The sequence below is a fragment of the Chryseobacterium vrystaatense genome (genome assembly GCF_000737765.1).
Classification (GTDB): domain Bacteria; phylum Bacteroidota; class Bacteroidia; order Flavobacteriales; family Weeksellaceae; genus Chryseobacterium; species Chryseobacterium vrystaatense.
The window spans coordinates 619,577-646,254 of sequence record NZ_JPRI01000002.1 but is presented as its reverse complement, the minus strand read 5'-3'; the positions used below and the strand labels follow the sequence as shown (position 1 = coordinate 646,254).

Genomic DNA, 26,678 nt, shown 5'->3' with positions numbered 1-26,678 from the left:
TTTAACTTTTGACCTTAGTGTAAACAGATTATTGCCATAATAGTCTTTAGAGTAATAGTAAATAATCTGTTTGTTCGTTTTCAAATTTAAATAAAAATTAGAACCTAATTCTCAAAAATGCATTAAAAATGTCATTGAAGATAAAATTTAATTAAAATTAACAAATTAAATAAACAGAGTTGTGAATTATTTTTTGTCTATCACATTTTACTTAAAAAAGACAAAAAAAAGTCATTGTATACCGGCTGTCAAGTATATACCTTTGCACTTCAATGAAAAATACCATAAGCTTATTCGACTTTTCGAAAAAAATAAATTACAGGAACGAACTTTTGGCTGGTTTTACTGTGGCAATGACGATGATTCCTGAATCCCTTTCCTTTGCTATTCTGGCAGGGCTGTCTCCGCTTACCGGACTTTATGCAGCTTTTATGATGGGATTGATCACTGCTGTTTTAGGTGGACGTTCCGGGATGGTTTCGGGAGGAGCAGGAGCCACTGTTGTTGTACTGATTGCTTTGATCAAATCACATGGAATAGAATATCTTTTTGCCGCCGTGGTACTTGCCGGAGTTTTCCAGATGATGGTCGGTGTTTTTAAGTTGGGGAAATTTGTAAGGCTTATCCCGCAGCCCGTAATGTATGGCTTTCTGAATGGTCTGGCGATTATTATTTTTATGGCCCAGGTCGAGCAGTTTAAAATAACAGACAGTGCAGGAGTTTCCAGCTGGCTTCAGGGAATGCCTCTATACATTATGGGAGGACTGACAGCTCTTACAATTATTATTGTTTACTTTTTCCCAAAGATAACAAAGGCTGTTCCCGCATCGCTGGTGGCGATTATCATTGTTTTTGCAATAGTTTTAGGCTTTCATATTCCGACAAAAACGGTCGCTGATATTGCACACATCAGCGGAAGCCTTCCCAATTTCCATATTCCACAGATTCCTTTTACTTTGGAAACACTGCAGATTATTTTTCCATATGCTTTGGTTATGGCTGGTGTCGGTTTGATCGAATCTCTTTTAACCTTATCCATGGTTGATGAGATCACCAATTCAAAAGGAAATGCCAACAGAGAATCAGTGGCTCAGGGAATAGCGAATATGGCCAATGGCTTTTTTGGAGGAATGGGAGGATGTGCCATGGTTGCACAAACACTGGTGAACCTCAATGCAGGTTCCAGAGCAAGACTTTCAGGAATTATTGCGTCGCTGATGATTCTTATCATTATTTTATTTGGAGCTCCTTTTATCGAAAAAATACCAATGGCCGCATTGGTTGGAGTGATGATGGTAGTTGCCATAAGTACTTTCCAGTGGGTGTCCATCCGGATTGCCAACAAAATGCCGAAGTCTGATATATTTATCGGAGTTACAGTAGCCCTTATCACCGTAATCCTCCACAATCTCGCACTGGCGGTGCTGGTGGGTGTTGTGATTGCTGCCCTTGTTTTTGCCTGGGATAATGCAAAAAGAATTCGTGCACGCAAATCAACCGATGAAAATGGCGTTAAACATTATGAAATATATGGGCCTTTATTTTTCGGATCTGTAACAGCATTCATGGATAAATTCGATTTGATGGAGGATCCGGATGAAGTGGTTGTCGATTTCAAAGAAAGCCGTATCGTAGATATGAGTGCCATTGATGCTTTGGATAAACTTTCAAAACGTTACAGCCAGCACAACAAAAAACTCTACCTGCGCCATCTTAGTGAAGACTGCCGGAAAATGCTGAAAAATGCAGAAGCAGTCATTGAAGTGAATATTCAGGAAGATCCCACGTATAAGGTAATGCCCGAGAGATAAGGGATTTGAAATTAAAAAATTGAAAAATCTGCGCCACTTGCTGTCAATGAAAAATCACAGTCAATTACTGGGGAAAGGAAGATGGAAGTGGTTGAAAAAAGAAATCGATGAAGGTGAAATTCACAATTAACCATTTACATTTCACCGTTACAATAACCAAACAAGGACTGTAAAATTACTTTACAGCCCTCGTTTTTTAGGTTACTAATGTATTGGCAATGAAATCAGGCACCATAGCATAGTGTGATAATTTCATGCTGATTGAAGCTCTTCCGCTCGTTAAAGTCCTCAGATCGGAAATATATCCGAAAGTAGAGGCTAAGGGAACTTCTGCTGCGAAAATCTTTCTTCCTGATTTTTCGTCGATGGAGGAAATTATTCCCCTTCTTCGGTTAATGTCAGCTGTGACAGCACCTGTGTATTCTTCAATACTTTGAATCTCAACTTGCATGACCGGTTCCAGTAGTTTTGGGCTGCAGGATAAAGCTGCTGCCCTGAATCCGTCTCTCGCTGCATTTTCAAAATCAAACGCTGAAGAATCCTGAGCATGGAAAGAACCGTCAAGAAGTCTGATCTTCATACTTTCCAGAGGATAACCTTTCAGTGGCCCATTTTCCATCGCATCTTTAAAACCTTTTTCAACCGAAGGAATAAATTCACCCGGAATAACACCACCTTTAATCAGGTTAATGAATTCAATACCAGGCACATTGTTTTCTCTGGGACCGATCTCAAAAGTGATATCGGCAAACTGTCCGCTACCTCCATTCTGCTTGGAAAGCTTTTCCCTGTGAGTCCTGGTTTCTGTCAGAATCTCACGGTAAGAAACTTTAGGTTTCCCCTGATTGACTTCGATACCGTGATTCAGACGGATCTTTTCCAGAGTGACTTCCAGGTGAAGTTCTCCCAGCCCGCTCAATAATGTTTCTCCGGTCTGTCGGTCTCTTTCAACGACTAACGATGGATCCTCTTCCTGAATTTTAGCCAAAACCAAACCGAAAGATTTCTCGTCACTGTTCGTCTTAGGCTCAATCGAAACCCGGATAACAGGAGCAGGAATTGTAATCGCTTCCAGAAGTACAGGTTTCTCAACAGCAGATAAAGAATCTCCTGTTTTGGAGTCTTTTATCCCGGTCAAAGCCACAATGTCACCCGCTTTTGCTTCCTCTATCGCTAACGTCTTGTCCGACTGCATCTGTAGAATCCTCGATATCCTGAAACTTTCACCTGTTCTTACATTAAGAACCGTATCACCGGATTTTATCTTACCGGAATACAGACGAAGCATCGCAAGTCTGCCCATATGTTTGTCGATCACGACTTTAAAGACAAGTCCGGAGAAAGACTCAGTTTCGTCTCTTATAAGTTCCACAGATTCTTCTGTCTCAGGATCTTTACCCTGTATGGCCGGTAAATGATCAGGAGCCGGAAAATAAGTTACGACCGCATCCAAAAGAGGCTGGACCCCTTTGTTCTTAAAGGCAGAACCACAGAGAACAGGAACAGCGGCCCCAGATCTGCAGACCTTTCGTAAGGCCTCAGTGATCATCTCTTCCGTAATACTATTTTCAGGATCTAAGAAAATTTCAAAGAAAGTCTCATCATATTCGGCGAGAGTTTCCATTAATTTCATTCTGTATTCCTCAGCATCAGCTTTTTGGTCGTCCGGAATTTCTTTTTCAATAATGGTTTCACCAGTCTCATCCGTCCAGTATAAAGCTTTTTGCCTGATTAAATCGATCACACCTTCAAATTGGGCTTCGGCCCCAATCGGGATTTGAAGAGCCATGGGAACTGCATGAAGTTTCGTTTCAATTTCCTTCAGAACTGCGAAGAAATCTGCTCCGATCCTGTCCATTTTATTGATGAAGCATATCTTTGAAATTCCGTGTTTTTCAGCCTGGAACCAAACATTCTCAGTTTGAGGCTGAACACCCGAAGAGGCACAGAAAACGGCTACGACACTATCCAGAACTCTTAAGGAACGCTCGACTTCTACTGCGAAATCAATGTGTCCGGGAGTATCAATGATATTGATGTTGTAGGCTGTTCCATCCTTTTTCCATTGTGTAGAAACTGCAGCCGATGAAATGGTAATCCCTCTGTTTTTTTCCTGGATATCTTTATCCATGGTGGTATTTCCGTCATCTACATTTCCTATTTTATGAATGAGACCTGTATAATAAAGAAGCCTTTCGGATAAAGTTGTTTTTCCTGCATCTACATGTGCTATAATTCCTATATTTCTCGTGTTATATTTCATTTTGCTGAATTTAAATTGTTGATTTTTAGAATACTGAATTGTATTCTGCTTGATTTGAGGTTTGAAAATAAGGCAGCAAAAAAGACCCATCTGAATAGATAGGCCTTTAATATATTTTGAGTAATAAAAAGATCTAAGGAACTATTCAGATAAATATTGAGTGCTGCCAGAGTACACAGCTCTCACAGGGTTACTTAAAGTTATTATATTTATCATTGTTGTTGACATTGTTGATTTTTAATCGATTGCGAAATTAAATAATTTTTTTAATTATTAAAAGTTTTTTAGAAAAAAATTTTACGCTCTCAATTTAAACAAATTGTTAAGCCTTGCCATAATTGAGGGGTAAAACCGGTGAAAATTCATAAAAATTTCTTAAAACAGAGAAGTACCTAATGCTTTTATGAGAAAAATTTTATCTTTGGAAATAATAGCAAACTAAACACTTGTTGATGATTAAACTTTTAAATCTTTTTCAAGAAAGCTAAATAAAACTTTTAACTTAAAACTATTGAAAACAGATATCGACATTCATAACCACTGTCATTTTTCTTTTGACTTGTGGCTTACACTAATCAAATCTCACCCTGAATTTAAAACAAAAAGAGTTGAGCTGTTCACCTCGTTTTTTGATATTGACAAATCTATTGATGAAGTTGCGAAAACTGTAAAATATTACGATGATTTGTGCAATACGATCAATGAAGTTACGGGGGGGAATATAGATACGTATGAAATATATTTACTCATCCTGGGCTCATTGGATGTGGATGTAAAACAAATAGATAAAGAAAAGCTGGACGGGTTTTACCTTAAAAGTGAAGACCTGTTTTTAGAATATAAACCGCTTATTATTTTCGAAAATGTAAAAGACTTTTTTGATCAGATTAAAAATCAGGGAAAAACAGTCAATATTTTGAGTAATACAGGATTTATCAAGGGCAGAACAATGAGAAAATTTCTGATTGGGGAAGAGCTGGATCAGTATATCGATTTCCATATTTATTCGGATGAGATAAATATCTCAAAACCAAATCCCCTTATTTTTCAGGAAGTAAAAAATAACCTTAAAGACCAGGATCTTCCAATGCACCGTATCCTGCATATTGGAGATAATCCCGTGGCGGATTATAAGGGTGCCAAAGATTTCGGTTTCAGTGCACACCTACTTAAACACTAAATTGATATGAATAAGAGATACAGCTTACACCCCATTCATTCAGCGGATGAATTCAGTTTTTCACCCGCAGAATACAGCTATTTCAAATATGGCGATAAGTCGTATGCGGAAAAGTTTGCCAAAGAATTATTCAACGGATTTATAGCTGAACATGCAGAACTTTTAAATACAGAAAAAGAAATCGTTGTTCTTCCAAGTCCGTATATGGCTATTCCGACGGCTTCCAATTTTTTATGTTTTTTCTTTAAAAAGCATCTGGATTTGTATCTTTTTCAGAAGGGAAGAAGATCCAGTATTTTATCGAAGATCAACCGTAATCACACCTATATCACGGATTATGGCAATCTTAATTTTGAAGACCGGAAAAATCTTATTGCCAATGATACTTATTATATTGATAAAGATTTTTTACGCGGAAAACTTTGTATTTTTATAGACGATATAAAAATCACGGGAAGTCATGAGTATACGGTAAACAGGATTTTGAACGAATTTAATGTGGAAGCGGATTTTATGTTCCTCTATTATGCGGAACTGATGAACTTCGACCTTGATCCGAAGATTGAAAACTATTTTAATTATTATGCGGTAAAAAACATCAAACACATCGCAGAAGTAATGATAAAGCCAAGTTTTGAATTCAATACAAGGATCGTGAAATATATTTTAGGCCTGGATTCAAGTAATTTTGACTATCTTACGTCTAAAGTAAAAAAGGAGCAGATGGATCTGCTTCTGGAGCTGGCAATCAGCAATAATTATCATTTAATAAAAGAATACGAAAATAACATCAATACTTTAACACAAACGGAATTATATTATGGCTATTAACTTACAAAAAGGACAGAGAGAAAACATTAACGCACCTAAATTCACCGTAGGTTTAGGATGGGATATCAATAATACTTCTACAGGAACAGGTTTTGACCTTGATGCATCTTTATTTTTGCTGGGTGAGGACAAAAAACTAGTATCAGACAGTCACTTTATTTTCTATAATAATCTGGAGTCTCCGGATAAATCAGTAATTCACACAGGGGATAACCTTACAGGTGAAGGATCAGGAGATGATGAGCAGATCAAAATCGATCTTACGAAGATTGATTCAGCAATTCAGGAAATTACAGTAGTAGTAACGATCCACGATGCAGATGCAAGAAAGCAGAACTTCGGACAGGTAAGAAATTCTTTCATCAGAATTTTCAATACAGATACCAATGAAGAGATTCTGAAATATGAATTAGACGAAGATTTCTCTATTGAAACTGCTGTAGAATTCGGAAGAATATACAACAAAAACGGAGAATGGAAATTTGAAGCTGTTGGGGCAGGACAGAGAGACGGCCTTGACAAGTTCGTATCAATTTATCAAAAATAATTATGGATAATCAGGATAATCAGCCAATAGATCCAATGGGATCTATTGAGCCTCTTAAAACCTTTGAACCGGCTCCGATGGCTCCACCGAGTCAGCCTGTACAAAATACAGCACCCGCAGTTCTTGTGGATAAGGAAGGAAATGTAAATCTGACTCAGTTACAGGTAGAAGAGCGTAAGAAATATGAGGTTCTTGCCAATTCCATCGATGAGACCAATCCTGGTTCTATCGTGAATTACGGAGCAGAGCTTCAGAAAACTCTATCTAACCAGAGTGACAGCTTTTTAGGAAACGTAAGAAGATCCAACTCAGGAGAAGTTGGGGTACTTATCAATGATTTGCTGGTAGAACTTAACTATGTAGATGTTGAGGAGCTTCAGCAAAATAAAGTAAAAAGCTTCCTAAGTAAGATCCCGTTCATGAAAAAGGTCATGACACAGGTGGAAAATATGTTTGCGAAATATGATAAGATCATCAATAATATTGAACAAATCGCTTACAAAGTCAATGCAGGAATCATTACTTCTACCAAGGACAATGCTGTTCTTCAAACCATCTTTGAAAGCAATGTGAATTCCATTAAAGCAATTGAAGAATTGGTGATCGCCGGAAATGTAAGAATGGAAAGAGCTGCAGGAGAATTGGCACAAATGGAAGCTGATCCACAAAGATACCAGGATTATCAGATTGCTGATAAAAGAGATTTCATTGCGAGATTAGACCGAAGAATGGCTGACCTTAAAGTGGTACGTATCATCATGATGCAGTCGCTTCCGCAGATCAGACTGGTACAGAATAACAACGTTTCTATTGCTGAAAAAGCACAGACGATTCTTACCACAACACTTCCGGTTTGGAAAAATCAGCTTTCACTGGCAGTGGCCATGTACAGACAGCAGCAAAATATTGAGATCCAGCAGAAAGTATCTTCTACGACTGAAGCAATTCTGAAGAAAAACGCAGAACGTCTGGGACAGAATTCAGTGAATGTTGCGAGAGCAAACGAACAGACGATCGTGTCGGTAGAAACATTGAGAGAAACGACTTCAATGCTTATCAATACATTGAATGAAGTGAAGCAGATCCAAAAGCAGGGTGCTGAAGGAAGAAGAAAACTTGATCAGGATCTTCAGACACTGGAGCATGAATTAAAAGCAAACGTCAGAGGTTAATTAACAGGATACCAAGGTGGGGGATGATGCAGCAACCATAATGTCTCAGAGTAAAAGAAGATTAACAAAGCTTAAACTTCTGGCTAATTTTTTTGAACATATTGATATAATATCCATTTACATCAAGACCGATATTATACATAATTTATTTCAGGAAAATACCGCTCTGGACTATAATAAGCTGGAACTTTTTCACCTGCAGTATACCGACAGCCTCATTGAACTTCTAACCAAAATAAAAAGGCAGAAGGAAAATGATATGTTGGCTGTGATTAATGAAATTGACGTTAATAATAAATATATTGAAGGTTTTGAGGAAAGGCGTGTAGATAGTTTTCAGACCGACCGGAAGATGTACAGTGGTGTATTTTCCCAGCATCTGAAAATGCTTTATAAAGACCTTACCGAAGATATTTTTACAGCAGACTGGAATAATGTTCTGTATTTCCATAAAAAATACGGACAGGAATTCTACAGGACGAATGCAGATGAACAACAGCTTAAACCCCAGCCTTTTCCGGCCTATCAGTATAGAGATTATGCGATAGAAAGGAAGCTTTTGGGAAGATTGAATATCCAGAGTTTTAAAGTGCGGTTTGTCTGTGGTTATCTGATAGGGACCAATGAATATGAACTCTTCAAGATATTTCAGTCTGATGATCATTTTATTTTCGGAATTGATGATAAAAAACTCTATCTCTTTGATGGTGATCTTGAAAAATTAGATGTTTCTGAGAACCAATCGAACCAGAGTACCATTATCAATCAGCTGAAAAGAAAAAATGAAATGCTGGAAAATTCTATCAATGAAAGAAAGCGAACGATCCCAGCTGAAGTTGAAAATGTGTTGAAAGACTATCTCAAAAACTTAGAAAATATAGATATTATGAGTAAAATATTCGATTTTGATGAAGAAACGAATATCCTGCGCGCAATGCTCAATTTAAATTTGAATAACAATTAATACGGAATTTGATAAGTAAATAGGCTGATGAGCACATTTGCTAAATATAAATAACAACAATAAACATAAAAAGATGGCTATTAACTTACAAAAAGGTCAAAGAATAAACCTTAAAAAGGAAAACGGAGCTGAGCTTACCCAAGCCTGTGTGGGAATCAACTGGGGAGCAATCGAGAAAAAAGGGCTTTTCGGAACCAAAAAGGAAGCAGTAGACTTAGATGGAAGCTGTATTTTATTTGATTCAAACAAAACGCTTACAGAAGTGATTTATTTCGGAAACCTGAAATCAAGAAACGGTTCTGTAAAACATAGTGGTGATGACCTTACCGGAGATGTAAACGGAGATGATGGATTAGACAATGAAGTGATCACTGTAGATTTCAGCCAGCTGGAGCCGAATGTAGAGCACGTTGCATTGGTACTGAACAGCTATCAGGGACAGGATTTCGGAACGATCCCTTTTGCTTCTATCCGTATTTACGAAGGAACTCCTACCAATGTAAGAGAGGTTTTCGCTAAATATGATATTGCCAATGATGCTTCTTTCAAAGGACACGTTGCTATGGTAATGGGTGTTTTCTACAAAAGAAACGGCGAGTGGAAGTTCAATGCAATTGGGGATCCTACTTCAGACAGAAAGCTGGAACAGACAATTCAGACTGTTCAGGCCAACTATTTATAACGAATAGATAATCAATAAGAATGGGCTTTGGTTTATTCGAAAAAAATGAATAATTTTATGGGCTTTGGCTAAAAACTTATTGATCTATTGATATCAAAATAAAAACATTAAAAATTAGCAATATTTGTGCATACTGTACATCTATTGCTTTTATCATATAATAACATAAACTGAAGTGGAACATCAAAGTATTTTAGAATTGCACCCGGGCTTGGTGTGGGGATTTGCGGTAACAGTCGTTATCATGCTTCTCCTGGATTTAGGAGTATTCAACAAAAAAAGCCATGAAGTATCGTCCAAAGAAGCTACCATCTGGTCTATCGTATGGATTTCATTATCCATGATATTCTCAGGAGTAGTGTACTGGGTTTTCAATACAGATGGAAGTCCTGAGAGCCACGCAGTGGCCGTAGAGAAATTTACACAGTATCAGGCCGCCTATTGGATTGAAAAGGCCCTTTCTGTGGATAACTTATTCGTATTTATCCTTGTTTTCGGGTTCTTTAAAGTTCCGAAATACCTTCATCACAAAGTTCTCTTCTGGGGAATTATTGGGGCACTGATTTTCAGAGCGATCTTTATCTTCGCGGGAGTAGGACTTATCAACCTTACTTACCTTCCTGAAATGAATATTTTTGGAAAAGCAGTACAAATCAATGTAGTAATGGCTCTCTTCGGTCTGTTCCTTGTGTATGCCGGGATCAAATCCTGGGGTGACGGAGGCGACGATGATGATGAAGACTACAGCAATACGGCTGGTGCAAGATTGATTAAAAGTTTCTGGAAAGTATCCGATAATTATGATGGTGATAAGTTCTTCACAATCCAAAACGGAATCAAAATGGCAACACCGCTTTTAGTAGTGGTAGGGGTTATTGAATTTACTGACGTTCTTTTCGCAGTAGACTCTATTCCTGCGATCTTTGCTATTTCAAATGACCCTTTCATCCTGTATACATCCAATATTTTCGCGATCTTAGGATTGAGATCATTATATTTCCTGTTGGCGAACTTTATCCATATGTTCAGCAAGCTTCCTTACGGGCTGGCTATTATCCTGTCATTTATCGGGGTGAAAATGCTGATTGCACCATGGATTCATATTCCGTCTCCGGTTTCATTGGGAATCGTAGGAGGGGTATTGGTACTTTCTGTTCTTATATCCATTATGTTCCCTGAAAAAGAAGATGATGCAAAAGAAAAATCAGAAAAATAAGAATATCAAAAACATATAATAAGGAAAGGCTTTACAATCTGTAAAGCCTTTTTTATTTCTAAAAATTCACTGGATAAATATAAAGCTCAGGAACATATTTTATTGAAAATTATTCACAATAGACTATTGACGAATTCATCATCCATGCAACAGCTTATTGATCTTTCTCCTCGTCTGCATTGAAACTTTATAGGCCTCATCACGCAGTTTCTGAATCTTTCCGACAGGCTGGAAAAAAATCTTGCTTTCAAACGGATTGAATGATAATAATTCATTGGTGCAATCGCGTGGATTCAGGAGCTGACCTTGGTTTATTTTTACTTCTCCGATTTTAATATAGGGTGAATTTTTCCACTCCACATTCAGTCTGTTGATCGGCTGGTCTTTCAGATCATAACAAAACTGAATCAGAACATCTGCAGCATAGTCATGGTCACTGAAATAACTTGTAAGAGCCTCTTTCATCTTTAATTTTTTGCCGAAGTTTTTATCTGTAGATTTTGGAACCAGTTTGATCTTGATCATGTAATCACCAAGACGGTAAGCTCCGACAGAATGATAATCAAAAGACAGGATGAAATCATTTCTTTTACTCAGCAGTTTAATCGTATTTCTGACAAATGATATCGTAAAAACTGAAGGAATTATTTTCACAGCCTGCGTTGCCAATGAAAAGAAACTGCTCCATTTTTTTATATAAAACCGGTTCACAGCAGTAAACAGTTTCAGAAAGTGAGATACTGAATTCGTTGGAAATAAAGGGAAATTAACCAAAGGGAAATTAGCAATCAATCCGCCTTTTTCGTCTTTTATCTTTACGGCAAATCCGTAAGCAGGAACATCTTTCTCTGTATTTTTAATTTTTAGGTTCGCGTTAGAAAGCCTTATCGTAAGGTCAAATTTTTCACTGTCAAAAAACGGAAGGAGCTCTTCAGGAATATTTTTATCGATAAAAAATGTGCCGTCAGCTGCAGCATATGTTTTGGCATGGGCATTTCTGGTGGCATAATTGACATCGCTTATGGAAGAGGACTGTTCAACGAAGTCTGCAATCGTTTTTTTATTGATTTCCAGAAGTTCTTTTTCCTCTTCAGTGAGCTCATCAAATTTCTTATTATATTTTAGTGGTTGTGGCATTTAGTTTTTAAATTCAATTATAACGCCAAGTTTCTGAATCTGCGTTAACACAATATTAAAATTATTTGAATTTTGAGGAAATAGGGCGATTCTTCTTTCTCAATCCTGATAACCAGCAACTAAACAAACCGGTATCTATCCTTTTTTCAAAAACCACTATCTTTGTAAAAAATATCAACAATGGGAGTAGCAGATATGTTATTTAAAAAGAAAAAAGAACTGGCAGAAAAGAACCTTAACGATGGTAAGGAATACATGGTGGAATATGGTAAGAGAGAAAGTGTTGTACAATTGCCCAGCGGTTTGCAGTACGAAATCATTACCGAAGGAGATGGACCAAAACCAGGACCGAAATCCACAGTGAAATGCCATTACCACGGAACTACCATTTCTGGTAAAGTCTTTGACAGCTCTGTAAAAAGAGGAACGCCTGCATCTTTCCCTTTAAACAAGGTGATTAAAGGTTGGACAGAAGCGCTTCAGTTAATGCCTGTTGGAAGCAAATGGAGATTGATTCTTCCTCCACATTTAGCGTATGGAGATCAGCAGATCAGCAAAGAAATTGGCCCAAATTCTACACTAGTTTTCGAAGTAGAATTATTGGATATAAAATAATTTTGCTTAAAAATAGATTAAAAATTTACCCGAATTCGGGTAAATTTTTTTATTTGTATTATATTCGTATTGATCAATTACAAAGGACAAACATGATTAAGATTTCTTTTGGGAATACCATGACCTAAAGAATCTGGTTACAATTTTATCGGGAATAAAATTATTTCGCCTTTAGGATCAGCCAACCATGTTACACAAAGCAAAGTACAGACTGAATGAAAAAACTCTTTTACCTTTTGGCAATATTGGGCCTGCTGACTTCCTGTGTTTCCAAAAAGAACCAGGTCATCAGACAGAATATTCTTACCCTGAAAGACAGCTATTGTAAAGCACCTTTTAAGTATAACTATAGCAATAGAGTTCCTTCGTATAATTCGGATTCTATCTTATCGGCCAATAGAGAACTTCAGGGAACGTTCTCTGATCAGAGTATTTTAATTTTAAATGCCCTGGACAATCTGGATGAAGTTCATAAGATTATTAATCTGAAAAAAGATTCCTCGATTACTGCTCAGGTAAAAGTTTTACAGCTTAAAAGTAAAATCAACAGCAAGATTACTATTGCACTTACAGAATTGGATGCAGTAGCTGCAGAATTCGACTGTGAAGGGGAAAGGGTAGCGCAGATTGGAAATTATGTGGACAACCTTAATGATTCGAGAAACAATAAAATGATCCTTTTTTCAATTGTAACCGGTGCAGCAGCATCCATCGCGGGTGGGATTGTACAGGATGGAGGATGGAGTAATGCCATTGATATCGGTGGGGGTGTCGTGGGAGCAGGCTTTGGTTTGGCAACACTTAATCCAAAAGGGAAGAAAGTAGAATTTATCCATCAGAGAAACCTTTTGAGGGATATATGGCGCGAAAAACTGGAATCGCCGAATTTCCCTCCCTTTATCTGGTATATGTACACAGAGAAAAAATTTTCCAATAAAGAAGAACATTCCATTATTACCAGTATGAAGGAAAGATGGCTCCATTATCAGTTTGACGATATAAAAGCAGAAGCCGATCAGTCAGTGATCTTCAGTGACGGAGGTTTCTACAGAGCCGATGACCTTCATAACCGGGCTGCTATGCTCAACCAGATGCAGTCGGCAACAAGAACCATCAATCAGAATATCAATTATCTGCTGCTGGATCTGGACAAATTAATTCTTTAAGAAAATTTTAACTGTAATAATATTTGTTACATTTAAATATTTGTCTATCTTTGCCATGTAATTACAATGAACAATACAAGATTTGCTACGGCAATACATATCATGACCTTATTGGCAAAAAGTCCTCAGGAGTGGCTCACTTCTGAATGGATGGCAGGCAGCATTAATGTAAATCCGGTGATTGTCCGAAAGGAGCTCAGTGTGTTAAGAGAAGCAGGTCTCATTGCCAGCAGACAGGGAAAAGATGGGGGAAGCCAGCTTGCTAAGAATGCCGGTGAGATCAGTATCTCGGAGATTTACAGAGCGGTGAAGAATACAGAAGTGTTAGGCAAGAAAAATCAGAATCCTAATCCCGCGTGCAGTGTAGGAAAAGAGATTAATGATCATTTAAATACATTATTTGAAGAAACAGATCTTTTGGTTACTCAGTTTTTAGGAGATAAATCCCTGAAAGAATTTTCGGAGCAGTTCGAATAAAATTTTTTTAACCATAAATGTAACAAGTTTTATTACAGTTTAATTTTAAAATAAAATATTATGAAAAAAGTATCAGTAATCGGTGCGACCGGTTTTGTAGGAAAAAAAGTAGTAAATGAATTGGCAGAAAGAGGATATGCAGTAGAAGCTTTAGTAAGAGATGCTTCTAAAGTAGAAACAAAAGAAAATGTAACGGCAAAAAGTGTTGATGTCAACAATACAGAAGAGCTTGCAGAAGCTTTGAAGGGAAGTGATGCGGTAATCAGTGCATTCAATGCAGGCTGGACGAATCCCAATTTGTATAATGACTTTCTGAACGGTTCCGTTAATATTGAAAAAGCAGTAGAAAAGTCAGGCGTAAAAAGACTGATTGTCGTTGGTGGAGCCGGAAGTCTTTATACTCCCGATAATGTACAGATCGTAGATACTCCCGATTTCCCTGAAGCCTATAAACCGGGTGCAACAGCTGCAAGAGATTATTTAAACAGGATCAAAGAAAACAATACCCTGGATTGGACATTTTTCAGCCCTGCAATTGAAATGAATCAGGCAAATGTAGGAGAAAGAACAGGTAAATACAGAACATCTTTAGAAACACCTGTATTTGATGAAAACGGAAGAAGCCGCCTTTCTGTAGAAGATGTGGCAGCTGTATTGGTAGACGAACTTGAGCAGAACAACCACATTCGTGAGCGTTTTACTGCTGCATACTAATCCACTGAAAAAATCAACAATGTTAAAAAAGAAATTATTATCACTGATCACATTGCTGGGGTTTGTAAGTATTCTGTTTGCAGGGAACTTAAAGATTAAAGTTTATAATCCCGGTCCCAAAGCTATTTTCCCTATTACTTCCACTATTATTTATGGAGATAAAGACGCTGTGCTGATTGATGCGCAGTTCCAGAAGCAATATGCAGAGCAATTGGTAAAAGAAATCAAAGCAACAGGTAAAAATCTGAGAACAGTTTTTATCTCTCACAGCGATCCCGATTTTTATTTTGGTCTTGATGTGATTAAAAAAGCATTTCCCAATGTAAAGATCATCTCTACGGCACAGACCGCTTATCTGATAGCAGCTTCAAAAGATGATAAAATGGCCGTTTGGAAACCTCAGCTTAAAGAAGATGCTCCATCGGAAATCATTATTCCTGAAGCCGTCTATTCAATTCCTGATTTGGAAGGAAATAAAATTGAGATCAAACAAAATGCCGAAGATCCGGCTCACAGTTTTGTATGGATTCCATCTTTAAAAACAGTGGTTGGTGGTATTTCTGTTTCTGTGGATTCACATATCTGGATGGCAGATACGCAGAATACCAAAGCAATTGATCAGTGGATTGCACAGATTGATGCGATGAAAGCATTAAAACCTGAGCAGGTTGTTCCATCTCATTTTGCAAAGCTCTCTCTGTCTCCCCAATCTCTTGATTTTGTTAAAACCTATCTTGAGAACTATAAAAAGGCAGTCACCGAAAACAAAACCTCTTCTGCTGTAGTAGATTTTATGGTGAAAAAATATCCTGAACTTCACGGAAAAGATGAACTGGAAATGGGAGCGAAAGTTTTCTTTGGAGAAATAAGTTGGGATCTGAAGGCACCCTATCCGGCCATTGGCCATAAAGTAGAAGCTGATTTTGGAACCTTTAAGTTCATCCTTGACTTTAAAAACAATAAAGAAATGTCATTTACAGGAGTATCCGGAAATGTAAAAGGAAATACAGATACGGTTCAGTACACCGCTGTTGAAGTGGCAAAGAATGTCTTTATGGTATACTGGCATGAACCTAAATTGGGATCGAATATTACCCATATTCAGGATTATAACAAAAATATAATCTACACCAATATAGCAGAACCTAACGGATCATTCACCCATCTGAAAGGAACCTTAAAAATTCTGAAATAAACATAGTTTTACATAAAAACTGCTTTCTTGTGAGAGCAGTTTTTTTTATGTTCAAAATCAATGATCAGTACGATTGATTTTTACAAATATGGAATAATTTTTTACAACTAACAAGCCTGGTCTTTACTCTACTTTTGTATGTACAATTGAGGACAACCATAAAAAAAATTATCGTATGAAAAAATTATTTCAACCGTATCAACTGAATGATATCCAGCTAAGCAACCGATTCATAATGGCTCCGATGACCCGAAGCCGTTCCTCAGAACCTGGTGAAGTTCCTAACAGCCTGATGGCAGAATATTATGGACAGCGTGCTTCTGCAGGGCTTATAATTTCTGAAGCTGCTCAAATTTCACTTCAGGGAATGGGATATGCCAGAACTCCGGGGATCTATACGAAAGAACAAACCGAAGGATGGAAAAAAGTAACAGATGCTGTGCATGAGAAGGGAGGCAGGATGTTTTTGCAGCTCTGGCATGTAGGCAGGGTGTCGTCTTCCCGAATCAATGGTTTGCAGCCTTTAGCCCCCTCCGCTCTGATAGCAGGCAATACCAATGTATATATTTTTGACGGAGCATCAAACGGAGACGCTGCTTTTATTCCGGTAGAAGAGCCGAAAGCAATGACAAAAGCGGAGATTGACCAGACCATCCATGATTTTGCGACAGGTGCAAAAAATGCCATCGATGCTGGTTTTGACGGAGTGGAGATTCATGGAGCCAACGGCTATCTTATCGACCAGTTTTTGCGGGGAAATTCCAATATAAGAACTGATGAATATGGGGGAAATATAGAAAACAGGATCCGTTTTCTGATTGAGGTGACCGAAGCTGTGATTAAAACTGTGGGCAAAGAACGAACAGGCGTAAGGCTTTCTCCCTTTATTAAATTTAAAGATATGGATGATCCTGAAATACTGGAAACCACTATGCTGGCCGCCGAAAAACTTAATGAACTGGGAGTTGCATATATTCATTTATGTGAAGCCGACTGGGATGATGCCCCTGGAATTCCATATCTGTTCAGAAAGGAGTTGAGATATAAATTCAAAAATACAATCATCGCTACAGGAAATAAAACGCCGTCTGAAGGGGAAGAACTGTTGGAACAGAATCTGGTAGACCTTATCGGTTTTGGAAGAAAGTTCCTGACCAATCCTGATTATCCTGAACGAGTGCTGCAGAATGCTGTCCTGAATGAGATCAGCGATCCGCATACACTATTCGGAGGAGGTGATGCCAGAGGGTATACAGATTATCCTTTTCTATTCTAGCAGCAGGTTGATCTTCTCTTTATATATAAATGGCTGTCAAAGAGACAGCCATTATTTTATAAATTCATAAACAGTTTCGGATTCACCGGTGTGTTGTTTTTATGTACTTCGTAATGAAGATGAGGTCCTGTAGAACGCCCTGAATTTCCTGATTTAGCAATGACCTGTCCTACCTTTACTTTCTGATTTACTTTTGAAACCAGTTGGGATAAGTGGCCGTACAGTGTAGCCAGCCCGTTTCCGTGAGAAACAATGACACAGTTTCCATAACCGCCTTTCTCACCTGAGAAAATAACGGTTCCTGCAGCAGCAGCTCTCACGTCTGAACCGTAAGCAACCGCAATGTCCAATCCTTTATGGAACTGCATCTGGTCAGCTTCAGCAGGAGGATTGTTCTTTTCCATTGGAGCTTTCTTTGAGGTATTTCCTGCGACCGCTTTTGCAGATGCAGCAGCTGAAGATGGTGCCGGAGCAGAAGGAGCCGCTTTTGGGGTGACCATTACTTTTACTTCTCTTTTATTACCGTAGCTGTCCGTCAATTCGATAATTCTTTCAACAGGTTCAGCTTTTACTTCCGGTTTAGGAGCAGCTGCGGCTACAGGCTTAGAATCTGCAGCACCTGATTTTACAGAAGCAAATACGGTTTTATAAGGAATTGGATTTTTTCTGATGCCAAAATTAGAGGAAATATATCCATCGGTAGGCATTCCGAGAGGAACTTCCATCAGTTTTTTCTGAAGATTCATCAAATACTGACTGTAGCGGTTGGCCTGTTTGGCCAGATATACAGAATTTGAAATACTGTCTTTGCTGAGGATCATCACTTTTTCGTTGGTGATGTCTTTGGATTTCAGAAATGAATTAAGCTCAGATACAGTCTGATCTACCAAGGTAAGATCTGTTTTCATTTTTAAATAATCTACACTGTCTTTCTCAGTGTTTATTTTTACAAGGTTCACCTCGTACATTTTATCATCCTTTTCAGAAAATAATCTGGCAATAAAGATGGCCTGTACAAAAACTACTAGCAAAAGTCCTCCCAGGAGAATATTCACGTTCCTCTTGCTGTTTAGAAATTTCTTCATATTTCTCTCTTAGTATATTACAAAACGGTTTAAAGCGTGCAAATTTAATTAAAAATACTCTTTGATCTATATTTTTAAAGAAAACTTAGTTTTTTCTGTATTTAACGCGTAATTAGATATTTAATTGTGTTTAAGTGTTAATTTTTTCAGAAAGTGGCTTTTATCATAACCCCAAAGTCCTTGTTCCGTCTTTGTTTTAATATATTTGCAGTTCACATTTCAATTATGGCGAAAAAGAAAATAATTTCAGAATCTTCAAATCCAAAAAAGAATAAAAATGAGGTTTCTGTAGGTGTTGTAGGAAGCGGAAGTTTTGCAACCGCTATCGTAAAAATGCTTGTTGAAAACTGTAAAGTGGTACACTGGTGTGTAAGAAGTGAATTCGTAAAAGGAGCTATTGAACTCCGCGGACACAATCCTTCTTATCTTACAGCTGTTAATTTTAATCTTAAAAGTCTAAAACTTACAACAGATATTAACGAACTGGTAAGTGCCTGCGATGTCATCGTATTGGCAACACCCTCCATTTACCTGTCTGATACAATGGATAAAATGACCTGTGAATATGGAGATAAGATTTTTGTTTCTGCGATTAAAGGAATTATTCCCAAAGTAAATGATGTCGTTGCACATTACTTGAGAGACGAATTCAAGATTGGTTTCAGAAATCAGGCTGTTATTGCAGGCCCTTGTCACGCAGAGGAAGTGGCTATGGAAAGACTTTCTTATCTTACCGTTGCAGCAGTAGAGGATGAGACCGCAGATAAGCTGACCGGAATCTTCAGTTCGGATTTTATTAAAGTGCATTCCAGTAAGGACATTTTAGGAAATGAGTACAGCGCAATCCTTAAAAATATTTTTGCAATAGGAGCCGGGATAGCAAGTGGTTTGGGCTATGGCGATAACTTTACAGCCGTTTTTGTTTCCAATGCGATCCGTGAAATGGAAATCTTCCTTGAAGCGGTTTATGAAGCTCCAAGAGACGTTAATGAAAGTGCCTATCTGGGCGACCTTCTCGTAACAGCGTATTCTCTATTCTCAAGAAACCGAAGTTTAGGAAACCTTATCGGAAAAGGATATACAGTAAAATCTGCGATCCAGTCGATGAACATGGTAGCGGAAGGGTATTATGCAGCAGATTCTATCTACAAAACAGCTAAGCAGAAAAATCTTAAACTGCCGATTATCGACACCGTTTATGCGATCCTTTATGAAGGAAAGAATGCAGAAAAACAGTTTAAAAAACTGACTGCAAAATTGAATTAATCTGAAGTAAGATTTACGAAAAATCTAAAAATAATAAAAAAACCGTCATGTACTTTTTCAGTATAATGACGGTTTTACTTTTTAATAGGCCTCTCTTCTGATCTCCTCAATTTCTTCGGTAGTCAGCGCAAGGTGTTTACCCAACATTCTGCTTCCGGTTTCGGTAATAAGGAAATCGTCTTCTATCCTGATCCCGCTAAAATTTCTAAAGGTTTCCAATCGATCGTAGTTGATATATTCTGTAAACTGATTGGATGCTTTCCAACGGTCAATGAGTTCAGGGATGATGTAAATACCCGGCTCAACAGTTAATACATACCCTGCTTCAAGTTCTTTGCCCAATCTTAAAGATTTCAGACCGAACTGGGTGGTATTTTTAACAAGGTCATCGGTATAACCAACATACTGCTCGCCGAGGTCTTCCATATCATGGACGTCAAGTCCCATCATATGCCCCGTCCCACATTGAAAAAACATAGCATGAGCGCCAGCCTGTACGGCATCATCAATATTTCCTTTTATCAGCCCGATATCTTTTAAGCCCTGCGCGAGGATTTTGCACGAAGCCAGATGCACATCTAAATATCTTACTCCCGGTGCCAGCATATTTTTTGCATGATGATACGCGTCGAGGACAATATCATAAACGTCTTTTTGCTCAGCACTGAATGTCTTGCCCGCCGGGAAGGTGCGGGTAAGATCTCCCGCGTATCCTAAAGAAGTTTCCACACCGGAATCATTCAGTACCAACTGACCTTCACGAAGCTGATTGCCGTAATAGTGGTTATGGAGAATTTCCCCCTGAACGGTAAGGATAACCGGATAAGCTAGATTACCTCCCGAAGCTAATGCCTCACTCTGTATTTTGGCGGCAAGTTCACGCTCATACATCCCCGGTTTTGCATGTTGCATCACCATTAAATGAACATCAGCAGATATGGATGCAGCCCTGTCCAGTTCTGTAATTTCTTCAGCTGATTTAACCGATCGCTGTGCAACAACAGCTTTTATAAAATGCAGTGACGCACGTTCTTTAAGCTGATCAACAGGTATATTAAACCAGTTCGATAGCTTAATCTTATTTTCAGGACGGTAAGGAGGCAAAAAATGAACAGGACGGTCTTTCTCCTGATAACGTTTTAGATAAGTGTCAAGCTCATCAAGAGGAAGAACCTTTGATAAACCTGAATCAGCACTTTTTTCGGCCAAAGTTTTCTGTCTTCCCATCCAAACGATATCATCAATGCTCATTTCATTTCCAAAGAGAATGATTTCATCTTCATCAAGATCAATAATAGCCGCCAATGAAGGTTCATTAATTCCAAAATAGTACAAAAAGGTACTGTCCTGTCTGAAATGATAGATGTTATCTTTAAAATTCATTGGGCTGTCTTCATTACCCAAAAAGAGCAATATCCCGGAATTTAATTTTGACTGCAATGCAGAGCGTCTGTTAAGGTAAACTTTCTTGTCAAACATATGATTAAGTATTAAACAAATATCCGCAAGCTGTCATTAACTGAACCTTATCAGAATGAATGTCAAAAATGCGGGTTAATTATACAAATTATGAGCTAAGGTATAAAACTTATGATCATTCCTGAGTATGAATTCTTTGTTTTCTGTAAAGTTTTAAAACTTTAATAAAGGGTATCTGGACACTTGACTGTATCAATTATTGCTTATATCGATAGGAAAGTATTGACCATATCCATAGAATATTTTTGCCTGTTCAGAAAGTGCTCTTACCCATAAAAATTAACGTGTTAAAATCGTTAAAGCCGTCCTTACTTATGAAACTTTTCACGAAATTTGATATAAAATTTAGAATTATGCCACAATCGCTTACAAGCAGAACACCGAAACCAAAATATGACGTTGTACTGATAGGCGGCGGAATTATGAGCGCCACTTTAGCAACGCTGCTTCACGAATTTGATCCCAATCTTGAAATTGCTATATTCGAAAGGCTTGGCAGGTTTGCAAAAGAAAGTACGGCAGCCTGGAATAATGCCGGTACGGGGCATTCGGCTTTTTGCGAACTTAATTATACTCCTGAAAAACCGGATGGAACCGTGGATATTACCAAAGCTGAAAGCATTGCAGAACAGTTTGAAATGTCAAAACAGTTCTGGGCGTATCTGGTAACGAAAGGATATGTTCAGGACCCTAAAGAATTTATCACTTCATGTCCGCATATGAGCCTGGTATTTGGAGAAAAAGATGCTGAATATCTTAGAAAACGCCATGAGAAGATGGCAGATTCTGTTTTGTTCTCCGGAATGAAATATTCTACAGATCATGAGCAGCTTAGAGAATGGATTCCTTTGGTAATGAGCAAGAGAAACCAGTCTGAAGTGATGGCAGCTACCAAAATGGATATGGGAACTGATGTCAACTTTGGAACTTTAACCAGAAAAATGGGAAGACACCTGCTGGAAGATTCTAATGTCGAAGTATTCCTATACCATGAAGTAAAAGATGTTGATCCGAGAGAAGACGGAAAATGGGAGATGAAAGTAAAAGACAGAATTCACAACCACAAGCAGGAGGTAGTTGCTGATTTTGTATTTATTGGGGCCGGAGGTTATGCACTTCCCCTTTTAGATAGTTCAGATATTAAAGAAAGTGAAGGTTACGGAGGTTTCCCTGTTTCCGGACAGTGGCTGGTAAGTCATAATCAGGAACTGGTAGAAAAGCATCATGCGAAAGTTTATACACAAGCTACTGTAGACGCGCCGCCAATGTCTGTTCCTCACCTGGATCTTAGAGTTATTGATGGTAAAAAAGCTCTTCTTTTCGGTCCGTTTGCTGGATTCTCCACAAAATTTCTGAAAGAAGGAAGTTATCTGGATCTGCCTGAAAGCGTTAATACAAAAAATCTGAGATCACTATTCGGAGCATGGTGGCACAATCTTCCTCTGACCAAATATCTTATTCAGCAGGTAGCCATGACGAAATCCCAGAGAATGCAGCACCTGAGAGAATTTATCAAAGATGCCAATGAAGAAGACTGGGAGTTGAAAGTAGCCGGGCAGAGAGTACAGATCATCAAGAAAGATGAAAAAGACGGTGGTAAACTTGAGTTCGGAACCGAAGTGGTTGTTAATAAAAGCGGAACGATCGCTTCCCTGTTAGGTGCTTCTCCAGGCGCATCTACAGCGGTATATGCGATGTTGAATGTTCTTGAAAAATGTTTCCCTGAAAAACTGGAGGGAGAATGGAAAGACAAACTGCTTGAAATAGTTCCATCTTACGGTCAGAAGCTGGCTCATAACCAAGAGCTTACCGATAAGGTAAGAAATTATACAAAAGAAAAACTACAATTAGAATATTAAAAAGTGAAAGTGTACTGTGAATTGTTAATTTTGCTTCGCAAGTGATCGGTGAATTTTTTAATTATGTCTAAAAGATTCACCGTTCACTATTGACTATTCACAGTCACTATTACTCACTACTCATTATTAAAAAGGTGGAAGAAATACTCGTAAAGCCCATTATTGCTAAGGAACTCCTGGCATCTCTTCAAACCAAAATAGAAGAGGAAAAGCAGGTCATTGTGCACTGCTGTTTTCCTGCATCGCCATTTTTAGGAAATCTGATAAGAATTTGGAATTCTACATATCTTCTTGATAATCAGTCTGACCACAAAAGCAAACTGATTCATGCAGAAAATATTACTATTTATCCAAACTGGACGCCTGTACCTTTTATGCAGGATTTTTGGTTCACTTTAGTCTTTTCCGGTTTGCCAAAAGACTGTAAGAGCTTCGATCTCAAAGAAGTTATTCCTGAAGAAGGAGGATTCTTTGTGGGTTCTATCAAAAGAAATTCTCTTGATGTTTACCGTGTGAAAATATCAGAATCTTATTAATAATGAAAGCACGGGAGGACAAGCTTGAGCGAATCATCAGCTGGGCAGAAAGTAATTCTGATATCCGTGCTGTATTGCTGACCAGTTCATTGGTAAATCCTCACGCTCCGGTCGATGACTTCAGCGACCTTGATATTGAGCTCGTCTTTGAAAATATGCAGGAATATCAGGCCAATAATCAATGGATTGATCTTTTCGGTACGCCGATTTCAATGATAGAGGAAGATGATAGCTATTTTGATGGAAAACATGCTATGAAAATGGTATTGTACGCGGATCATGTGAAGGTTGATTTTAAGCTGTATCAAAAGTCAGAGTTTATTAAAGAGGTTCATGAAGAAGCCCTTCCCGATGATTGGGATGTTGGTTACAAAGTTCTGATTGATAAAGATGATTTAACTAAAGATCTACAACCACCAACCTACCGGTCTGTCATGATCCATCAGCCGTCAGAAAAGAGATTCCGGCAGCTGATCAATGATTTCTGGTGGGATACAACCTATGTGGCAAAATGCCTTAAACGGGATGATTTGTTTTATGCTAAATTCATGTCTGAAGATGTGATCAGAACAGATTATCTGGTACCTCTTATCGAATGGTATATTGCCAGTACCTATAACTGGAAAAACATCACCACGAATAAACACGGACGCCTTTTTAAAAAATATCTGCCTGAAGAACTTTGGAAGCAAATAGAAGCTACATTCTCCGGGAGTAATATCAATGATAACTGGAGTGCTTTGTACTCTGCTGCAGATTTGGTGCATGAGCTTGGTACCGTTTTGTCATATCGTCTCAGTTTTGAATATCCTCATAAGCTTGAAAATGATATCCGAAAATACCTTGATGAGATAAGATCTATGCCTCAGCCTTAAGCAAATTCATTTTGTCTGATTAAATTTTCAATACAGTATTCCGCGATAGCAGTGATCGTCATAAAAGGATTGACACCGATTGTTCCGGGAATTAAAGAACCATCCAGAACATAGAGGTTGTCATGGTCTTTTAATTTTCCATACTCATTGGTTGCTTTACCCAATACACAGCCACCCAGAGGATGATAACAAACATCAGCCCCGAAACCGTTATTGAACAGGAAGTGGCTTCTTGTTCCGCCATTGGCTCTGTTCATTTTTTTTATAAAATAATCCGCATTTTCTCTCATCTTAGCAGTGTTGCTCCCGTTCCAGTCCAAGCTGAGTTTTTTTGTCGAGGCATCATAAGAAACCGAGCCTTTTTTATCTACTCTGTTAATAAGCAGATATAATGCGGTTGCTACATCCATTCCCATAGGAAGCGGTGCGATCTCTGTGAAGAAAGGATGTTCTTTATCGTCCCAGTTATCTATACCACCTACAGGAATAGTCGACTGTTTGGATCCCGTTCCGCCAGACAAAGGTTTTACCCAGTTTCTGCCGGTCATGAAATTGCCATTATTTCCCCAGCTCTTTCCGATTTGTTCATGAACAGGTAAATTATTGACGGCCGCGGATTTTAATAACAGTTTTAAAGTTCCCATTGTTCCTGCGGCTAGAATCAGCTTTTTACAGTTAAATACCTTATCGGAAACCACAGTTCCTGAAGTGTCAGTCTGCTGAACTTCCAAAGTATAAGTTGTGTCGTCATTAAGCTTTATATTATCAACACAGTGAAGGTCCAGAATCTCAAGATTTCCGGTTTCCATAGCTTTTTTAAGATATGTTTTATCCAAACTGTTTTTACCGTGGTTATTTCCATAGATGACTTCAGTATTCAGAGCAGATCGGGGCACCTCATTTCTGTACTCCTTCTCCATGTACTGGAAGTCATACACATTCGGAACCCGTATGGTTTTGAATCCTGCTTTATGGGCTTCTGCTTCACCCACTCTCGTAAATTTATAGTAGGGGCAGTCTTTTAAAAACTGTTCACTGATAACATTTACTTTAAGTTCTTTGTGTACCAATGGAAAATAAGTATTATAAAACTGGTCTGCATCAAGATCAGGGAAAACTTCTTTAAAATAGCTCTCCTTAGGCGTAACGGCCATTCCTCCATTGACAAGAGAACCACCGCCAACACCTCTTCCAACCCAGATATTAATGTGTTCAAAATCCATCCTGTCCAGCGTTCCGGTAAAAGGAGTTAAAGAAAAAATATTCATGAACGGAGATATTGTTTTCTTTTTAAGCCATGCCGCGCTTTTTCCAGGCTTCAGAAGGTTAGAAAAAGGAATTCCGGATTTTTCCCAGTTAAGACCCATTTCGAGCATAACGACTTTTTTTCCTGCTTCACAAAGACGAAGGGCAGAAACAGCACCCCCGTATCCACTTCCAATAATTAGAATGGGAGCATCTATGACTATTTTTTCTCCTCTGTCGGCTTTGGGCTGTACCGCCTGAAACAGGTTCGAGTTAAGGAAGTAAAATCCCGATACTGCGAGAATACCGGTCTTGATGAATTTCTTTCTGTCCATATGCTCCATGAGTCAAAAAATATGCTAAAAGAAAGTGAACACTTATTATTTAAAACAGATTGTGCTTTTTTATTACAATTTTAACTTTTCAAGCCATGAAAAATTCATAGTTTTACTTATAATTTGAAGCATCCATGAAAAAATATTTAATCATACTTCTGCTGTTTCCACTGTTTATTTTATCTCAAAAAAAAGTTTCAAAAGAGATCGTGGAGATCAGGAAATTTCAGAACGAACTCAACGAAGAGTATCTAAATCCAAAGGAAACACCTTTACGTGGAGATAATTTTACCAATTTTAAAGAACATCCATTCTTTCCTGTGGATTTAAAATACAGAGTTACAGCAAAATTAACCAGGACTGAAGATGCACAGCCTTTTGATCTTCCGACATCTTCAGGTAAAACCAAATCTTACCGTGAATATGGAAAAGTAGTCTTTGATCTGGATGGAAAACCTTATACCCTGACGATATACCAAAGTCTGGATCTCATCAAACAGGAAAAATATAAAGACCATCTTTTCCTTCCCTTCCGGGATGCGACCAACGAAAAAGAAACTTATGGGGGCGGAAAATATATGGATCTGAAGATTCCGAAAGGAAAAACTATTATTCTGGATTTTAACCAGTCATACCAACCTTATTGTGCGTATAATGCTTATGATTATAACTGCCCGGTGGTTCCTGAAGAGAACAGGCTTCCGGTGGAAATCAGGGCAGGAGTAATGTATAACGATGTATATCATCATTAG

Annotated in this window: 24 protein-coding genes; 19 read left to right on the top strand and 5 right to left on the bottom strand. The window is 38.2% G+C overall.

Annotated elements, in window-relative coordinates:
• The first annotated feature begins 272 nt into the window (after positions 1-272).
• The gene (locus IW16_RS08535; protein ID WP_034742196.1) at positions 273-1,811 is read left to right on the top strand and encodes a SulP family inorganic anion transporter; all 1,539 of its coding nucleotides are present in this window, start codon (positions 273-275) and stop codon (positions 1,809-1,811) included.
• 196 nt (positions 1,812-2,007) lie between these two features.
• Here IW16_RS08535 and fusA read toward each other — a convergent pair whose 3' ends face one another.
• Entirely contained in the window at positions 2,008-4,074 is a 2,067-nt protein-coding gene (gene fusA / locus IW16_RS08530) for an elongation factor G (protein WP_034742788.1), read from the bottom strand.
• A 511-nt stretch (positions 4,075-4,585) separates the two neighbouring features.
• Between fusA and IW16_RS08525 the strand changes: the two genes are divergently transcribed.
• From IW16_RS08525 to IW16_RS08495, 7 genes are all read left to right on the top strand, one after another.
• Positions 4,586-5,254 (top strand): HAD family hydrolase, encoded by a 669-nt coding sequence (locus IW16_RS08525; RefSeq protein ID WP_034742193.1) that lies wholly within the window; start codon positions 4,586-4,588, stop codon positions 5,252-5,254.
• 6 nt (positions 5,255-5,260) lie between these two features.
• Positions 5,261-6,085: a phosphoribosyltransferase family protein gene (locus tag IW16_RS08520; RefSeq protein ID WP_034742190.1), complete on the top strand. Its 825-nt coding sequence runs from the start codon at positions 5,261-5,263 to the stop codon at positions 6,083-6,085.
• On the top strand, positions 6,075-6,632 hold the full coding sequence (locus tag IW16_RS08515; protein ID WP_034742187.1) for a TerD family protein: 558 nt from the start codon (positions 6,075-6,077) through the stop codon (positions 6,630-6,632). Before IW16_RS08520 ends, IW16_RS08515 begins: the two co-directional genes overlap by 11 nt.
• 2 nt (positions 6,633-6,634) lie before the next feature.
• Positions 6,635-7,804: a toxic anion resistance protein gene (locus tag IW16_RS08510; RefSeq protein WP_175550364.1), complete on the top strand. Its 1,170-nt coding sequence runs from the start codon at positions 6,635-6,637 to the stop codon at positions 7,802-7,804.
• Between the two features lie 40 nt (positions 7,805-7,844).
• Positions 7,845-8,768, top strand: coding sequence for a hypothetical protein (locus IW16_RS08505; RefSeq protein ID WP_034742782.1), 924 nt, complete (start codon positions 7,845-7,847; stop codon positions 8,766-8,768).
• Between the two features lie 73 nt (positions 8,769-8,841).
• Entirely contained in the window at positions 8,842-9,450 is a 609-nt protein-coding gene (locus IW16_RS08500; protein ID WP_034703446.1) for a TerD family protein, read from the top strand.
• A 175-nt stretch (positions 9,451-9,625) separates the two neighbouring features.
• Positions 9,626-10,666, top strand: a complete 1,041-nt coding sequence (locus IW16_RS08495) for a TerC/Alx family metal homeostasis membrane protein (RefSeq protein ID WP_034742184.1) — start codon at positions 9,626-9,628, stop codon at positions 10,664-10,666.
• 138 nt (positions 10,667-10,804) lie between these two features.
• Here the strand turns inward: IW16_RS08495 and IW16_RS08490 are convergent, their stop codons facing one another.
• On the bottom strand, positions 10,805-11,803 hold the full coding sequence (locus tag IW16_RS08490) for a catalase family protein (RefSeq protein ID WP_034742181.1): 999 nt from the start codon (positions 11,801-11,803) through the stop codon (positions 10,805-10,807).
• A 180-nt stretch (positions 11,804-11,983) separates the two neighbouring features.
• On the opposite strand from IW16_RS08490, the gene IW16_RS08485 reads away from it, so the two are divergent.
• The 6 genes from IW16_RS08485 (at position 11,984) to IW16_RS08460 (ending at position 17,246) form a co-directional block, all read left to right on the top strand.
• Positions 11,984-12,418: an FKBP-type peptidyl-prolyl cis-trans isomerase gene (locus tag IW16_RS08485; protein WP_084694517.1), complete on the top strand. Its 435-nt coding sequence runs from the start codon at positions 11,984-11,986 to the stop codon at positions 12,416-12,418.
• Positions 12,419-12,633: 215 nt separating this feature from the next.
• Positions 12,634-13,584 (top strand): hypothetical protein, encoded by a 951-nt coding sequence (locus IW16_RS08480; RefSeq protein WP_034742180.1) that lies wholly within the window; start codon positions 12,634-12,636, stop codon positions 13,582-13,584.
• Between the two features lie 66 nt (positions 13,585-13,650).
• Entirely contained in the window at positions 13,651-14,061 is a 411-nt protein-coding gene (locus IW16_RS08475) for an Rrf2 family transcriptional regulator (RefSeq protein WP_034742177.1), read from the top strand.
• A 60-nt stretch (positions 14,062-14,121) separates the two neighbouring features.
• Positions 14,122-14,775: an NAD(P)-dependent oxidoreductase gene (locus IW16_RS08470; protein ID WP_034742174.1), complete on the top strand. Its 654-nt coding sequence runs from the start codon at positions 14,122-14,124 to the stop codon at positions 14,773-14,775.
• 19 nt (positions 14,776-14,794) lie between these two features.
• Positions 14,795-15,970, top strand: a complete 1,176-nt coding sequence (locus IW16_RS08465) for an MBL fold metallo-hydrolase (RefSeq protein ID WP_034742171.1) — start codon at positions 14,795-14,797, stop codon at positions 15,968-15,970.
• A gap of 175 nt (positions 15,971-16,145) precedes the next feature.
• Positions 16,146-17,246: an alkene reductase gene (locus tag IW16_RS08460; RefSeq protein ID WP_034742167.1), complete on the top strand. Its 1,101-nt coding sequence runs from the start codon at positions 16,146-16,148 to the stop codon at positions 17,244-17,246.
• Positions 17,247-17,302: 56 nt separating this feature from the next.
• On the opposite strand, the gene IW16_RS08455 is transcribed toward IW16_RS08460, so the two are convergent.
• Positions 17,303-18,331 carry a M23 family metallopeptidase gene (locus tag IW16_RS08455; protein WP_034742164.1) on the bottom strand — a complete coding sequence of 343 codons (1,029 nt, stop codon included), beginning with the start codon at positions 18,329-18,331 and terminating at the stop codon, positions 17,303-17,305.
• Positions 18,332-18,556: 225 nt separating this feature from the next.
• On the opposite strand from IW16_RS08455, the gene IW16_RS08450 reads away from it, so the two are divergent.
• Positions 18,557-19,597, top strand: coding sequence for an NAD(P)H-dependent glycerol-3-phosphate dehydrogenase (locus IW16_RS08450; protein ID WP_051890020.1), 1,041 nt, complete (start codon positions 18,557-18,559; stop codon positions 19,595-19,597).
• Between the two features lie 81 nt (positions 19,598-19,678).
• On the opposite strand, the gene IW16_RS08445 is transcribed toward IW16_RS08450, so the two are convergent.
• A complete protein-coding gene (locus tag IW16_RS08445) occupies positions 19,679-21,076 on the bottom strand; it encodes an aminopeptidase P family protein (RefSeq protein ID WP_034742161.1) in 1,398 nt (465 codons plus the stop codon).
• Between the two features lie 353 nt (positions 21,077-21,429).
• On the opposite strand from IW16_RS08445, the gene mqo reads away from it, so the two are divergent.
• From mqo to IW16_RS08430, 3 genes are all read left to right on the top strand, one after another.
• Positions 21,430-22,935 carry a malate dehydrogenase (quinone) gene (gene mqo, locus IW16_RS08440; RefSeq protein WP_034742158.1) on the top strand — a complete coding sequence of 502 codons (1,506 nt, stop codon included), beginning with the start codon at positions 21,430-21,432 and terminating at the stop codon, positions 22,933-22,935.
• A 134-nt stretch (positions 22,936-23,069) separates the two neighbouring features.
• Positions 23,070-23,471, top strand: coding sequence for a hypothetical protein (locus IW16_RS08435; RefSeq protein ID WP_034742155.1), 402 nt, complete (start codon positions 23,070-23,072; stop codon positions 23,469-23,471).
• A 2-nt stretch (positions 23,472-23,473) separates the two neighbouring features.
• Positions 23,474-24,346: an AadS family aminoglycoside 6-adenylyltransferase gene (locus IW16_RS08430; protein WP_034742152.1), complete on the top strand. Its 873-nt coding sequence runs from the start codon at positions 23,474-23,476 to the stop codon at positions 24,344-24,346.
• Here the strand turns inward: IW16_RS08430 and IW16_RS08425 are convergent.
• Complete coding sequence (locus IW16_RS08425; protein ID WP_034742774.1) at positions 24,343-25,926, bottom strand: GMC family oxidoreductase N-terminal domain-containing protein; 1,584 nt, start codon at positions 25,924-25,926, stop codon at positions 24,343-24,345. The genes IW16_RS08430 and IW16_RS08425 overlap by 4 nt on opposite strands.
• 134 nt (positions 25,927-26,060) lie before the next feature.
• Between IW16_RS08425 and IW16_RS08420 the strand changes: the two genes are divergently transcribed.
• On the top strand, positions 26,061-26,678 hold the full coding sequence (locus IW16_RS08420) for a DUF1684 domain-containing protein (protein WP_034742149.1): 618 nt from the start codon (positions 26,061-26,063) through the stop codon (positions 26,676-26,678).

What these genes read in the sequence shown, in the direction of transcription:
- IW16_RS08535 (WP_034742196.1), top strand. Translation starts at nt 273, where the DNA reads ATGAAAAATACCATAAGCTTATTCGACTTTTCGAAAAAAATAAATTAC.
- fusA (WP_034742788.1), bottom strand. Translation starts at nt 4,074, where the DNA reads ATGAAATATAACACGAGAAATATAGGAATTATAGCACATGTAGATGCA.
- IW16_RS08520 (WP_034742190.1), top strand. Translation starts at nt 5,261, where the DNA reads ATGAATAAGAGATACAGCTTACACCCCATTCATTCAGCGGATGAATTC.
- IW16_RS08515 (WP_034742187.1), top strand. Translation starts at nt 6,075, where the DNA reads ATGGCTATTAACTTACAAAAAGGACAGAGAGAAAACATTAACGCACCT.
- IW16_RS08510 (WP_175550364.1), top strand. Translation starts at nt 6,635, where the DNA reads ATGGATAATCAGGATAATCAGCCAATAGATCCAATGGGATCTATTGAG.
- IW16_RS08505 (WP_034742782.1), top strand. Translation starts at nt 7,845, where the DNA reads ATGTCTCAGAGTAAAAGAAGATTAACAAAGCTTAAACTTCTGGCTAAT.
- IW16_RS08500 (WP_034703446.1), top strand. Translation starts at nt 8,842, where the DNA reads ATGGCTATTAACTTACAAAAAGGTCAAAGAATAAACCTTAAAAAGGAA.
- IW16_RS08490 (WP_034742181.1), bottom strand. Translation starts at nt 11,803, where the DNA reads ATGCCACAACCACTAAAATATAATAAGAAATTTGATGAGCTCACTGAA.
- IW16_RS08485 (WP_084694517.1), top strand. Translation starts at nt 11,984, where the DNA reads ATGGGAGTAGCAGATATGTTATTTAAAAAGAAAAAAGAACTGGCAGAA.
- IW16_RS08480 (WP_034742180.1), top strand. Translation starts at nt 12,634, where the DNA reads ATGAAAAAACTCTTTTACCTTTTGGCAATATTGGGCCTGCTGACTTCC.
- IW16_RS08475 (WP_034742177.1), top strand. Translation starts at nt 13,651, where the DNA reads ATGAACAATACAAGATTTGCTACGGCAATACATATCATGACCTTATTG.
- IW16_RS08470 (WP_034742174.1), top strand. Translation starts at nt 14,122, where the DNA reads ATGAAAAAAGTATCAGTAATCGGTGCGACCGGTTTTGTAGGAAAAAAA.
- IW16_RS08465 (WP_034742171.1), top strand. Translation starts at nt 14,795, where the DNA reads ATGTTAAAAAAGAAATTATTATCACTGATCACATTGCTGGGGTTTGTA.
- IW16_RS08460 (WP_034742167.1), top strand. Translation starts at nt 16,146, where the DNA reads ATGAAAAAATTATTTCAACCGTATCAACTGAATGATATCCAGCTAAGC.
- IW16_RS08455 (WP_034742164.1), bottom strand. Translation starts at nt 18,331, where the DNA reads ATGAAGAAATTTCTAAACAGCAAGAGGAACGTGAATATTCTCCTGGGA.
- IW16_RS08450 (WP_051890020.1), top strand. Translation starts at nt 18,557, where the DNA reads ATGGCGAAAAAGAAAATAATTTCAGAATCTTCAAATCCAAAAAAGAAT.
- IW16_RS08445 (WP_034742161.1), bottom strand. Translation starts at nt 21,076, where the DNA reads ATGTTTGACAAGAAAGTTTACCTTAACAGACGCTCTGCATTGCAGTCA.
- mqo (WP_034742158.1), top strand. Translation starts at nt 21,430, where the DNA reads ATGCCACAATCGCTTACAAGCAGAACACCGAAACCAAAATATGACGTT.
- IW16_RS08430 (WP_034742152.1), top strand. Translation starts at nt 23,474, where the DNA reads ATGAAAGCACGGGAGGACAAGCTTGAGCGAATCATCAGCTGGGCAGAA.
- IW16_RS08425 (WP_034742774.1), bottom strand. Translation starts at nt 25,926, where the DNA reads ATGGACAGAAAGAAATTCATCAAGACCGGTATTCTCGCAGTATCGGGA.
- IW16_RS08420 (WP_034742149.1), top strand. Translation starts at nt 26,061, where the DNA reads ATGAAAAAATATTTAATCATACTTCTGCTGTTTCCACTGTTTATTTTA.